This is a genomic window from Stenotrophomonas sp. BIGb0135 (genome assembly GCF_024810105.1).
GTDB lineage: Bacteria > Pseudomonadota > Gammaproteobacteria > Xanthomonadales > Xanthomonadaceae > Stenotrophomonas > Stenotrophomonas maltophilia_AB.
Genome location: NZ_JANUDX010000004.1, coordinates 81,787 through 94,129, shown reverse-complemented (window position 1 = coordinate 94,129; position 12,343 = coordinate 81,787). Strand labels below are relative to the sequence as shown.

Annotated in this window: 9 protein-coding genes; 6 read left to right on the top strand and 3 right to left on the bottom strand. The window is 67.1% G+C overall.

Annotated features, from left to right (window positions below; translation table 11 throughout):
* Positions 1–86: 86 nt before the first annotated feature.
* The 4 genes from M2421_RS10805 (at position 87) to M2421_RS10790 (ending at position 4,551) form a co-directional block, all read left to right on the top strand.
* Positions 87–1,376, top strand: a complete 1,290-nt coding sequence (locus tag M2421_RS10805) for a tryptophan--tRNA ligase (protein WP_259206636.1) — start codon at positions 87–89, stop codon at positions 1,374–1,376.
* A 131-nt stretch (positions 1,377–1,507) separates the two neighbouring features.
* Positions 1,508–1,846, top strand: coding sequence for a hypothetical protein (locus tag M2421_RS10800; RefSeq protein WP_259206635.1), 339 nt, complete (start codon positions 1,508–1,510; stop codon positions 1,844–1,846).
* A 30-nt stretch (positions 1,847–1,876) separates the two neighbouring features.
* Positions 1,877–2,809, top strand: coding sequence for an MBL fold metallo-hydrolase (locus tag M2421_RS10795; RefSeq protein ID WP_259206634.1), 933 nt, complete (start codon positions 1,877–1,879; stop codon positions 2,807–2,809).
* Positions 2,810–2,898: 89 nt separating this feature from the next.
* Positions 2,899–4,551, top strand: coding sequence for a M28 family metallopeptidase (locus M2421_RS10790; protein WP_259206929.1), 1,653 nt, complete (start codon positions 2,899–2,901; stop codon positions 4,549–4,551).
* Between the two features lie 6 nt (positions 4,552–4,557).
* Here M2421_RS10790 and M2421_RS10785 read toward each other — a convergent pair whose 3' ends face one another.
* Positions 4,558–5,139, bottom strand: coding sequence for a hypothetical protein (locus M2421_RS10785; protein ID WP_259206633.1), 582 nt, complete (start codon positions 5,137–5,139; stop codon positions 4,558–4,560).
* A 123-nt stretch (positions 5,140–5,262) separates the two neighbouring features.
* Entirely contained in the window at positions 5,263–6,603 is a 1,341-nt protein-coding gene (locus M2421_RS10780) for an MFS transporter (protein ID WP_259206632.1), read from the bottom strand.
* Between the two features lie 213 nt (positions 6,604–6,816).
* Between M2421_RS10780 and yedA the strand changes: the two genes are divergently transcribed.
* Together yedA and rarD are read left to right on the top strand one after the other, a co-directional pair.
* The gene (gene yedA / locus M2421_RS10775) at positions 6,817–7,722 is read left to right on the top strand and encodes a drug/metabolite exporter YedA (RefSeq protein WP_259206631.1); all 906 of its coding nucleotides are present in this window, start codon (positions 6,817–6,819) and stop codon (positions 7,720–7,722) included.
* Entirely contained in the window at positions 7,719–8,624 is a 906-nt protein-coding gene (gene rarD, locus M2421_RS10770) for an EamA family transporter RarD (RefSeq protein ID WP_259206629.1), read from the top strand. The genes yedA and rarD overlap by 4 nt, the downstream gene beginning before the upstream one ends.
* A gap of 551 nt (positions 8,625–9,175) precedes the next feature.
* Here the strand turns inward: rarD and M2421_RS10765 are convergent.
* Entirely contained in the window at positions 9,176–11,998 is a 2,823-nt protein-coding gene (locus M2421_RS10765) for a TonB-dependent receptor (RefSeq protein ID WP_259206627.1), read from the bottom strand.
* Positions 11,999–12,343 lie beyond the last annotated feature (345 nt).

Sequence of the window (12,343 nt, the reverse complement as noted above, 5' to 3'; positions counted from 1 at the left end):
ATCCGTTCAACGGCCCGGGGGGTGCAACGGGGTTGCGCCGGGGCAGGTAAACTGGGGCGGTTCACCTGTCCGTAATGATCCCCCACATGACCACCCGCGTTCTTACCGGCATCACCCCCTCCGGCACGCCCCACCTGGGCAACTACGTTGGCGCCATCCGTCCGGCCATCGCGGCCAGCCAGGCGGCAGGCATCGAGAGCTTCTTCTTCCTGGCCGACCTGCACAGCCTGATCAAGGCGCAGGAGCCGGCGCGGACCCAGCGCTCGACCCTGGAAATCGCCGCCAGCTGGCTGGCGTGCGGCCTGGACCCGGACAAGGTGTGGTTCTACCGGCAGAGCGACATCCCTGAAACCACCGAGCTGATGTGGTTCCTGACCGCCATCGCCAGCAAGGGCATCCTCAACCGTGCCCACGCCTACAAGGCGGCGGTGGACAAGAACCGCGAGGAGCAGCTGGACGAAGACGCCGGGATCAGCGCCGGGCTGTTCATGTATCCGGTGCTGATGGCCGCCGACATCCTGATCTTCAAGGCCAACCGCGTGCCGGTGGGCCGCGACCAGATCCAGCACATCGAGATGGCGCGCGATTTCGCCCAGCGCTTCAACCATGTCTACGGCAAGGAGTACTTCCCGCTGCCGGAGGTGGTGATCGACGAACAGGTGGCCACGCTGGCCGGCCTGGACGGCCGCAAGATGAGCAAGAGCTACCAGAACACCATTCCGCTGTTCGCCCCGCGTGCGGAGCTGAAGAAGCTGGTGTTCTCCATCCTGACCGATTCGCGTGCACCGGGCGAGCCGAAGAGCACCGAGGGCTCGGCGCTGTTCCAGATGTACCAGGCCTTTGCCAGTGCCGAGCAGACCGCCGCGTTCGCGCAGGCGTTTGCCGACGGCATCAGCTGGGGCGACGCCAAGCAGCAGCTGTTCGAGCGCATCGATGCCGAACTGACCCCGCTGCGCGAGCGTTATGACGCGCTGATGGCCGAGCCGGAGAAGATCGAGGCGCTGCTGCGCCGCCGCGGCCAGCAGTTGCGCGAGCAGTATGCGATGCCGCTGTTGAAGGAGCTGCGCCATGCGGTGGGCCTGCGCGACTTGTCCAGTGCCGGTGACATCGCCGGCGATGCCGCCACCGAGGCGCGCGCGGCGCCGCCGTTGTTCAAGCAGTACCGCGAGGCCGATGGCCGCTTCTACTTCAAGCTGCTGGCCGGCGATGGCACGCTGCTGATCCAGAGCGAAGGCTTCGATTCGCCGCGCGATGCGGGGCAGTTGATCGGCGTGCTCAAGCAGACCGCGCACGGCGACGGGCTGCAGAGTGAGCTGTTCAAGATCGAGGCCGAGGTGGACGTGGTACTGGCGGCGTTGCAGGAACTGCGCGCCTAGGGCCGGCCCGTGGCCGGCGTTGCCTGAGGCACGGTGTTGCGTGACGCCGGCCAACGGCCGGCATAGGCGTGGCCCGGCGCGGTCGGCGAGGCCGCGTGGCATGATGCGGGCATCCTGAAGGGGAGACTGCGATGGCCTGGTTGTCGTTGTTGTTGTTCCTGCCCTGGTTCGTGCTGCTCGGTGCGCTGTACTGGCTGTTCCCGCGGCAGCCGCGCGATGCGGCCCGGCGCTGGTTCGATGGCGTTGCGCTGCTGCTGGCCTTCGTGCTGAGCATCGTGGCGATGCTGTGGGGCCACCACATCGGCGTGGTGCAGGCCGATGCCGGGCCGATCTGGCGCCAGGTGCTGGCGGTGCTGTACGCCTACGGCGCGTTCCTGGCCGTGCTGGTCGCCGCGATCCTGCTGCGCGGGGCGTGGCTGGCCCAGCGTGCTACCAAAGCCGCATCGAAGCCGATGCGCGGATCGTCCTAAACTGGGGCGTACTTCGCCAGGGATGAACCGATGTTCGTCGACCCCAGCATCCACACCATCGACACCGCGTTCCAGCGCGAGGATTTCGACGCGGCCTACCTGGTAGTGGAAAACGGCCGGGCCGCGTTCATCGATTGCGGCACCGGCCTGGCCGTGCCGGCCATGCTGGCAGCGCTGACCCGTGCGGGCCTGTCGCCCGATGCGGTCGACTGGCTGATCCTCACCCATGTGCACCTGGACCACGCCGGTGGCGCCGGGTTGTTGATGCAGCAGTTGCCGGACGCACGCCTGCTGGTGCACCCGCGCGGCGCGCCGCACATGGTCGACCCCGCGCGGCTGATCGCCGGGGCCACCGAGGTGTATGGCGAAGCCGAGATCGCGCGCAGTTACGGGCCGGTGTTGCCGGTGGCGGCCGAGCGCGTCGTGATCGCCGAGGATGGCCACCGCGTCGACCTGGCCGGGCGCAGCCTGCTGTGCCTGCATACCCCGGGGCACGCCCGCCACCACCTGTGCGTGTGGGACGAACGCAGCCGCGCCTGGTTCACCGGCGATACCTTCGGGCTGTCCTACCGCGAGCTGGACAGTGCGCGTGGTGCCTTCATCGTGCCCACCTCCTCGCCGGTGCAGTTCGAGCCGGATGCGCTGAAGCAGTCCATCGCACGCATGCTGGCCCATGCGCCGCAGGCGATGTTTCTCACCCATTACGGCCGGGTGGGTGATGTCGCCAAGCTGGCCGCGGACCTGGTCGAACAGATCGATGCGATGGTGGAGATCGGGCGGCAGTGCGATGCGCGTCCGGACCGGCACCGCTGCCTGGTGGCTGCGCTCACCGCGCTGTACCTGGAGCGCGCACAGGCACATGGCTGTCCGCTGGATGATGCCGCGGTGACCCAGGTGCTGGCGATGGATATCGAACTCAATGCCCAGGGCCTGGCGTGCTGGCTGGATCGCGACCGCCGCTAGCGCGGCCGTGCATGCAGTACGCGGTCATGCAGGTGTCACGTTACACTCGCAGGCCCCTGCTTTCCGTCCTGGTGTCTGCCGTGAATCCGATGCGCATGCTGCTGCTGTCGTCCTGCCTGTTCGTGGGCGGCCTGGCCCACGCGGCCAATGACCTGCCCGGCGGCGGCATCGACCCGCAGGCACTGTCGCGGCATGTGCGCACCCTGGCCTCGGACGAATTCGAGGGCCGTGCCCCGGCCACCGCGGGCGAGGAACGTACCGTCCAGTACCTCATCGAAGAGTTCAAGACCTACGGCCTGCAGCCCGGTGGCGTGGATGGCAGCTGGGTGCAGCCGGTGCCGATGGTGCGTGCCCAGGTCGATGGCCCGGTACGCGCGCAGCTGCGCCAGAAGGGCAAGGCACGCGCGCTGGTCAATGGCGAGGACGTGACCCTGCAGAGCCTGCGCCCGCAGCAGGCGGTGGACATCCGCAATGCACCGCTGGTGTTCGTCGGCTATGGCATCGACGCCCCCGAGCGCCACTGGAATGACTACAAGGACGTGGACCTGCACGGCAAGATCGCCGTGGTGCTGATCAACGATGCCGACTTCGAGGCCGACCAGCCCGGTGCCTTCGATGGCAAGGCGGTCACCTATTACGGCCGCTGGACCTACAAGTTCGAGGAAGCCGCGCGACGTGGCGCGCAGGGCGTGCTGATCGTGCACGAGACCGCGCCGGCCGCCTACGGCTGGGCGACGGTGAAGAGCTCGGGCACCTCGCCGCTGTTCGACATCGAACGCACCCCCGAGCAGGCGCTGGCCCAGCACGTGCCGGTGCGCGGATGGCTGCAGCGCAGCGTGGCCGAGCAGCTGTTCCGCGAGGCCGGCCTGGATTTCGACGCCGAGAAGCGCAAGGCGATGACCCCGGCATTCACCCCGGTGGCGCTGGGCGACGCGCAGCTGTCGGTCGCCTTCAAGCTCAAGCGCGAGCAGGTGGTCACCCGCAACGTGGTGGCCAAGCTGCCCGGCGGCGCGCATGCCGACGAAGCGGTGATCTTCTCCGCGCACTGGGATGCGTTCGGGATCGGCCAGCCCGATGCCAAGGGCGACCGTATCCGCCGCGGCGCGATCGACAACGCCACCGGCGTGGCCACCGTGCTGGAACTGGGCCGGGTGTTCGCCGCCGGCCCGCAACCGCAACGCACCCTGTACTTCGTGGCGCTGACCGCCGAGGAGAAGGGGCTGCTGGGCGCCAGCTACTACGCCGCCCATCCGCTGGCGCCGCTGGACAAGACCGCGGCGGTGATCAACATCGAGATGTTCAGCCCGGACGGCCCCACCCGCGACATCGCCTCCTGGGGCAAGGGCCGGGTATCGCTGGAAGGTGACCTGGAGCGCGTGGCCAAGGCCCGGGGCCGCAGCTACTCGCCCGACCCGAACCTGGAGGCCGGCTTCTTCTACCGCGCCGACCACTTCGCCTTCGCCCGCCTGGGCGTGCCGGCGATCACCATCGGGCCGGGGCTGGACATGCGCGAGGGCGGGCTGGAGAAGGGGCGTGAGCTGCGCGAGGCCTACTTCGCCGCGTGCTACCACCAGGCCTGCGACGCCTGGACGCCGAGCTGGGATGCCAGCGGCCATGCCGCCGACACCCTGCTGGTCTACGACCTGGGCGCGGAACTGGCCAACAGCCGGCGCTGGCCCACGTGGGAAGAGGGTTCGGAGTTCCGCGCCGAACGCCAGAAGACCGAATCCGCGCGCCGCTGAGCCTGCTCAGCGCCGGCGCGGGCCGCGCCGTGGCAGCGGGTTGGCGGCCCGCGGCGGCCGGTTACCGCGCACCACTACCCAGGCGATCACCAGCGCGGTGATCGCGAGGACGAGGTTCACGCACTGATGCACGGTGAAGGTCGCCGGCGACAGGTCGTACCAGATCCAATATGTTCGCCCGCGCATGCTGTGCCGCATGACCCCGCGATACAGCGCCAGCGCGTTGTCCAGCAGCAGCCAGAGGGCCAGGCAGTGCAGCGCCACGAAGGCAGGCACATGCGCGTAGCTGCGACGCCGGGAGCGCCATGCGTGCAGCAGCGCCAGCACGGCAAGCAATGCGCTGCCCACCATGCCCAGGCCGAGCGTTCGTTTCAGCGGCGCCAGCCACGGGCGCAGCGCCTGGTTGCGTTGGGCCAGCCGCTGGCAGGCCAGCACGTGGGCCTGCATCGCCGCTGCGGTGGGCGGCGCGGCCACGCGGCTGGGCTGGCGATCGGGGACCGGCTGCCCGGCACGACATTCGCGTGCGGACCCCATGGCCGGCACTGCCACGCCCAGCATCAACACCATCATCAGGATCCATCCCCGCACCGGCTGCTTCCTCGTGCTGCATCGTCCCGTGGCGCAACGCCGCAGGATCTGCTGCAAGGGTAGGTGATACAGCCGCTGCGACGGAACTGCGGGCCGCGTGTGCGGCCCGCATCATGGCCGTGTTTACGGATGGGTACGGGTACCGTCCAGCCAGTTCGGGCCCTTGTTCTTCAGGAAGAACACGTAGACCAGCAGCGACACCGCGATCACCGCGGTGACGTAGATCGCGAACGAGTTGACGTGCCCGGTCTTCAGCGCGGCCTGGTACAGCAGCGGCGCGGTGCCACCGAACAGCGAGTTGGCCACCGCGTAGCCGAAGCCCACGCCCAGCGCGCGCACGTGGGTGGGGAACAGCTCGGCCTTCACCACGGCGTTGATCGAGGTGTAACCGGTGAGGATGACAAAACCGATGGCCAGCACCACGAAGGCCATCAGCGGATCGTGCTGGTTGGGCAGGGCCGTGACCAGGTAGTAGCTGTAGAGCACGCCACCGACGCCGAAGAACACCAGCAGGCTCTTGCGCCCGACGATATCCGACAGCCAGCCGCCGATCGGCTGCAGCACCATCAGGAAGGTCAGCACGCCCAGGTTGAGCAGGGTGCCGGTCATCACGTCATCGCCGGCGAAGGCGCTCTGGATCATCTTCGGCCCGTTGACCGAATAGGTGTAGAAGGCCACGGTGCCGCCGGCGGTGATCAGGAAGCACAGCAGCAGCGGCCGCCACTGGTGCACGAACAGCTCGTACATGGACCCGGACGCCTTGGCGCGTCCTTCCTTGGCTGCCTCGATGGAGTCCTCGCCCAGCGACTCGTCCATGGTGCGGCGCAGCCAGAACACCACGATGGCCGCGATGCCGCCGATGCCGAAGGCGATGCGCCAGCCCCACTCGGAAATCTGCGGCTTGTCCCAGAAGCTGAGCATGCCCAGCAGGGTCAGCTGGGCCAGCACGTGGCCGCCGACCAGGGTGACGTAGTGGAACGAGGACAGGAACCCTCGCCGGCCCGGGATGGCCGCCTCGGACATGTAGGTGGCGCTGGTGCCGTACTCGCCGCCGGTGGCGAAGCCCTGCAGCAGGCGCGCGAACAGCAGGATCACCGCCGCCCAGATGCCGATCTGCGAGGCGGTGGGGGTGATGGCGATGAGGAACGAACAGCCGGCCATCACCGTCACCGACACGGTCAGCGCCAGGCGCCGGCCGTAGCGGTCGGCGAAGCGGCCGAAGTACCACGCCCCGATCGGGCGCATCAGGAAGGTGGCGGCGAAGATCGCCCAGACATACATGGTGGAGTTCTTGTCGGCGGCCGAGAAGAACTGCGATTCGAAGTAGACCGCGAACACCGAGTAGACGTAGACGTCATACCACTCGACCAGGTTGCCGGCCGAGCCTTTGAGGGTGTTGGAGATCGAGCGCCGCAGCGCGGCACGCTCGGGATGGGCGGCGGCGGAAGGGGGGGAAGTGCTCATGCTGGGAGGGTGTCCTCACGGGAGTCGTTGCGGGTGGGGAAGGTGCCCGGGGGCGCCCTGACGCCGGGTACCCTCCTGGCACCACGGCGCATGGCCCAGAGGGTAACCATTTCCCGGCGCAGAAAACGTGAGCGGAAACAGCGTGCCGCCCGTCGAGGTGATCCCGACACCATCGTGGCCTAGAATCGCGGTTCCCCCGGATGGTGGTGTGCCATGTCTTCGCCCGAACCCTCAGCGGCTGCTCCCCGGAGCGGCCTTGTCGTACTGGCCCTGTTGCTGGTGTACGTGGTCTGGGGGTCCACCTACCTGGGTATCCGGCTGGCGCTGGAAGGCGGCGCGCTACCGTTGACGATGGTGTCCGGCGCGCGTTTCATCATCGCCGGCACGCTGATGTATGCGGTACTGCGCTGGCGCGGGATGGCCGCGCCGACCCGACGCCAGTGGCGCAACCTGGCGATCATGGGCCTGACCATGCTGGTGCTGGGCAACGGCATGGTGGTGCTGGCCGAGCGCACGGTGTCCTCGGGGCTGGCCGCCACGGCGGTGGCCTCGGTGCCGCTGTGGATGGCGCTGTTTGGCGCGCTGCGCGGCCAGCACGCCAGCCGCGGTGAATGGCTGGGCATCGCGATCGGCTTCCTCGGCGTGGTCTGGCTCAACGCCGGCAGCAGCCTGACGGCCTCGCCACAGGGGCTGATCCTGCTGCTGGTGGCGCCGATCGGCTGGGCATTCGGCTCGGTGTGGGCGCGTGGGCTGGACCTGCCCAATCCCTTCATGACCGCGGCGGGGCAGATGCTGTGCGGCGGGGTCATGCTGGTGGCGCTGGGACTGGCGACCGGCGAGCGGCCGACCACCTGGCCGAGCATGGACGGGCTGCTGGCGGTGGCCTACCTGTGCGTGTTCGGCTCGATCGTGGCGTTCACCGCCTACGTGTGGCTGCTGCACAACGTGCGCCCGGCGCTGGCGGCGAGCTATGCCTATGTGAACCCGGTGATCGCGGTGATCCTGGGCGCGATCATCGGCCACGAACACTTCGGTGGGCATGACCTGCTGGCGATGGCGGTGATCCTGGCCGGCGTGGTGGTGCTGACCCTGGCACGGACCCGGACACGCGCGAAATGAGCACGCTGCCGAACCACAGCCTGCAGGAGCAGCGCCGCGGCTTTGCGATCACCGCCTTCACCTTCACCCTGTGGGGGCTGGTGCCGGTGTACTGGCACCTGCTCAAGGCGGTACCGTCGCAGCAGATCATCGCGCACCGGATCATCTGGAGCACGGTGCTGGTGGTGGCCTGGTTGCTGTTGAGCGCCGGCACGGGCTGGTGGAAGCAGATCGCGGCGCAGAAGCGCGCGCTGCCGACGCTGGCACTGAGCAGTCTGGCGATCGCGTTCAACTGGGGCCTGTACATCTGGGCGATCAACGCCGGGCATGTGATCGAGACGAGCCTGGGCTATTTCATCAATCCGCTGGTGAGCGTGCTGCTGGGCGTGGTGGTGCTGAAAGAGCGCCTGCGCGGGCTGCAGTGGCTGGCGGTGGGCTGCGCGGCCGTGGGGGTGGCGTGGCTGACGATCGATGCGGGGACGCCGCCATGGATCGCGCTGGGGCTGGCCTGTTCGTTCGGGTTGTACGGGTTGTTGCGCAAGCTGATTTCAGTGGACCCGGTGGCGGGGCTTGGGGTGGAGAGTCTGTATCTGTTCCTGCCGGCGATCGGGTTTGCGCTCTGGAGCGAGAACGGGCACGGCGGTGGGTTCTTCGGGGGGTGGGGCTGGAAGAACGATGCGCTGCTGATCCTGGGCGGTGCGGTGACGGCGCTGCCGTTGATCGGGTTTGCCTACGGGGTGAAGCGGATTCCGCTGTCGCTGGTGGGCATTCTCCAATACATCGCGCCGAGCCTGGGGTTGTTGCTGGGGGTGTTCTTCTTCCGCGAGCCGTTCGATACGGCCAAGGCGGTGGGTTTCGCCGCGATCTGGACCGGGCTGCTGCTGTTCATTGGTGACAGTGTGTGGCGGTCGCGGCGGGGGTGAGGGGTGGTTTCTTTTAGAAGCTGAAGAGCTGAAGAGCTTGAGAGCGCGAAGCCTTGGTTGGCGCGCGCATCTGGATGGGCGGGGGTGTGTGGGTTCGCGGGACACGCCGCAAGTACGTCCCTGTAGGCTCGCGTACGCCATCCATGGCGTACGACGGTCCCGCGAACCCACACACCCCCGCCCTGGACAGTTGGCTGGTTGCCTTGGCAACGCAACGCAACGCAAAGCGATGTCTGTTGGGTGGTTCGTTGCCTGTATGTGTTGCGGATTGTGGTTCGTTGCGCGCCGATGAACTGTCCAGGGGCGGGTGCGGGTGGGGGTGCGGGACCGTCGTGCGCCATGGATGGCGCACGTCGAGCCCCCATGGATGGGTTCACGGCGTGTCCCGCGCCCCCGCCCGTACCCGCCCGGCCCGTACAAGCACGCACTCGCGGCTGTCGATCTGCCTGATGCATAAAAAAAGACGGCGCCCGAGGGCGCCGTCTTCCTTCCACTCTACGGCTTGGAGAGAGTAAGCCGTGGATCAGAACAGGTGGATCAGGCGGGCCTGATCAGAAACGCTGCTGGTACTTCATGTACATGTAACGGCCGATGTCGAAGCCACCGTAATAGGTGAAGCTGCTGTTCGGCTGGCTGTACATGATCGGACCCTGGTGGTCGAACACATTGTTGATACCCATCGACACAGTGCCGTTCCACGGCAGGATGTAGCGCATCTGGATATCGTGGAAGGTGTTCGAACCCACCTTGTTGATGCCCTGGTTACCGGTGTACGGCGAGCTGAAGCCCGGGTTGCTGCACTCGGTCGCATAGGCGCAGTTTTCCTGCATGCTCGAGTAGTAGCGTGCCGTCCAGCCCAGGCCCAAGTTGCCGTACTGCCAATCCAGGTTCAGATTGGAACGCACGCGGAAGTTGCCTTCCCAGCCGGCGTACTGGCGCACCGGCGTGGTCTCGGCGTTGTCGTTCTTGCGCTCCAGGTAATCCACGTAGGTGGTGTTCCAGGACACGGAGAACTTGCCGATCGCCAGCTCCGGCAGACGGTAACGCACCGCGATGTCGTAGCCTGCGGTTTCCTGGTAGCCGGCGTTGAGCAGCGTGCGGTCCAGCGCGCTGACCTGGCCGATCGTCTTGCCCGACCTGGAACGGGTGAAGCGGTTGCATGCCGCATCCACGCCCTGCACATAGCACTGGTTGAGCATGTCCGTGGCTGACTCGCCCACGATCACGTCGTTGATGCGGATCTTCCACCAGTCCAGGCTCAGGTCCAGGCCCGACACGAACTCCGGGCTGTACACCAGGCCCACCGTCCAGGTCTTGGCGGTTTCCGGCTTCAGTGCCTCGTTCGAGCCGGAGGTGAAGTCGGTGCCACCCTGCTGGCCCGGCACCGTCGCCGGATTGCCATCGGCCGCCAGCTGGCGGAAGTTGGCCGGCACACCGCCGGCGCGGCAACGTGCCTGCACCTGCGCGTTGTTGGCCGCCGCACCGAAGGTGGTGTCGCACGGATCGGTGTACGAATCACGCGTCGTGACCGTACCGCCGTAGAGGTTTTCCACCGTCGGGGCGCGGAAGCCGGTGCCGTAGGTGGCGCGCACCAGCAGGCTGTCGATCGGCTTCCACTTCAGGCCGAACTTGGTGTTGGTGGTCGAACCGAAGTTGTTGTAGTCCGAGTAACGACCGGCCACGTCCAGCGACAGCTCGCGGGCGAAGGCCATGTCCGCCAGCAGCGGCACCTGCAGTTCCAGGTAGGCTTCGTTGAGCGCGTAGTCGCCACGGGTCGGCTGGCCGCTGGTGCCGGCGATCTGGCCATTGCGCACCATCAGGTCCGGGTCGTAGCTGGCTTCTTCGCTGCGGTGCTCGACGCCCATCGCGCCCATGATGTCACCGGCCGACAGGCTGAACAGAGAGCCGGAGATGTTCGCGCTGGCCACCTTGGTGGTGCTCTGCATCTTGTCGGTGAAACGGGTGAACAGGTAGTCCTGCACGTCCTGGTTGCCCAGTGCGCCCGGGCCGGTGTAGCCCATCGGGGCCAGCGGATTCCACGGCGTGCAGCCGGCGATCACGTTGCCGACGCTGCCGCAATGCGCGACGCCCTGGCCATCGATGAACGACGGACCGACGGACTGGTTCACGTTCGGCTGGTACATGCTGCCCGTGCCGATGCGCTCGCCTTCGTTGCGGTTGTACATGTAGCTGACGTTCCAGTCCCAGTACCGCGAACCGGTCTCGAAGCTGCCTTCCACGCCCACGCTGGCGCGCTTGGTGGTCAGGTTGTTCTCGGTGCCGCGCGGCAGTTCTTCGGTGCGGTGCGCAAAGGCAACGTCACGGCCGAACGGATTGAACGCGCTGTCCTTGGACAGCAGCGCACGCCCGCCGGTGCTCTGGTACGGGTAGCCGGCCAGCTGCTTGGTCGACTCGCGCTCGGTGTACAGCGCGTCGGCCACCAGGCGCAGGTTGTCGTTGATCGAGAAGCCACCGTTGGCGAACACCGACTTGCGCTGCAGGCCGGTGAGCAGGCTCATGTTGGTCTTGGTGTTGGCATCGTTGGCCTTGTCGGCCGGCACGAAGTTGCCCAGCACGGTCGGGTCGCCGCCCGGGCCCACGCTGAGGTTCTTGCCATCGACAGTGGCGTAGCCCCACGGGGTGACGCCGCTCAGGCCGTCGGTCGGGTGGCGCGGGCCGTTCGGGTAGGCGGTGAATTCACGTGCGCCGCCCAGGATCGGATCTTCGTCGGAGTATTCGCCGCCGACGGTGACCCAGCCACGGTCGAAGGTCTTGCCGAAGGTCGCGCTATAGCTGGTCTTCTGGCCGTCGCCTTCGCTGTACTGGCCGACGTAGGCGTTGACTTCCGCGCCGTCGAAATTCTTGCGGGTGATGATGTTGACCACGCCGGCGATGGCGTCCGAGCCGTACAGCGCCGAGGCGCCGTCGGTCAGCACTTCCACGCGGTCCACGATCGAGGACGGGATGGAGGCCAGGTCGGAGTAGCCGGCGGCGGACACGCCCATGCGGCGGCCATCAATCAGCACCAGGCTGCGTTCCGGGCCCAGGTTGCGCAGGCTGACGTACATGCCACCGAAGTCGCGGCCGGACTCCAGCGAGTTGGCGCGGCTCATGCTCGGCGCGCCGGCCGCGGTGACGTCCTGCAGGATGTCGGCGACGTTGACGTAGCCCTTCTTTTCGATCTCGGCGCGGTTCAGCGCGACGACCGGCTGGGCGCTCTCGACGCTGGCCTGGCGGATGCGCGAGCCGGTGATTTCAATGCGATCCAGATTGGTGGTGCCGTCATTGGCGGTCTGGGCGAAGGCAGGGGCACTGCAGCTGGCGACAAGCGCGATGGCAATCGCGTTGCGCAGCGGGTGGGTCTTCAAATACATCCGTGCGATTTCTCTTTCTCGGTAAAAACAAGCGCCTTTGCGGGCGGCGTGGGGACAACATCACGACGCGGGGGGCGGGAGTCTAATGACTTTTCAAATTTTTTACTTTCATCTGAAAGCATAAAAACCGCTAAAAATGAACGCTCGCTGACAAATTCGCGGGTCGGCGAACAATCTTTTTTCAATGCGCTGCAGTACGTGCGATGCGCGCCGCGCCGATGCAGGCAGAGGCACCGATAACGGCGATGGTCCCGTCAACTTGAGTACACGCGGATGTGCATCGACGGGAAGCGTTCAGTGTGTGCCGACGGTGTGCGAAGAAATCTCTTCTCCCTTCCGCGTGGC

Bases quoted from the DNA above. Each gene is read 5' to 3' on its own strand.
- rarD (WP_259206629.1), top strand. From the start codon at position 7,719: ATGAGCACGCTGCCGAACCACAGCCTGCAGGAGCAGCGCCGCGGCTTT.
- M2421_RS10790 (WP_259206929.1), top strand. From the start codon at position 2,899: ATGCGCATGCTGCTGCTGTCGTCCTGCCTGTTCGTGGGCGGCCTGGCC.
- M2421_RS10795 (WP_259206634.1), top strand. From the start codon at position 1,877: ATGTTCGTCGACCCCAGCATCCACACCATCGACACCGCGTTCCAGCGC.
- M2421_RS10780 (WP_259206632.1), bottom strand. From the start codon at position 6,603: ATGAGCACTTCCCCCCCTTCCGCCGCCGCCCATCCCGAGCGTGCCGCG.
- M2421_RS10800 (WP_259206635.1), top strand. From the start codon at position 1,508: ATGGCCTGGTTGTCGTTGTTGTTGTTCCTGCCCTGGTTCGTGCTGCTC.
- M2421_RS10805 (WP_259206636.1), top strand. From the start codon at position 87: ATGACCACCCGCGTTCTTACCGGCATCACCCCCTCCGGCACGCCCCAC.
- M2421_RS10765 (WP_259206627.1), bottom strand. From the start codon at position 11,998: ATGTATTTGAAGACCCACCCGCTGCGCAACGCGATTGCCATCGCGCTT.
- yedA (WP_259206631.1), top strand. From the start codon at position 6,817: ATGTCTTCGCCCGAACCCTCAGCGGCTGCTCCCCGGAGCGGCCTTGTC.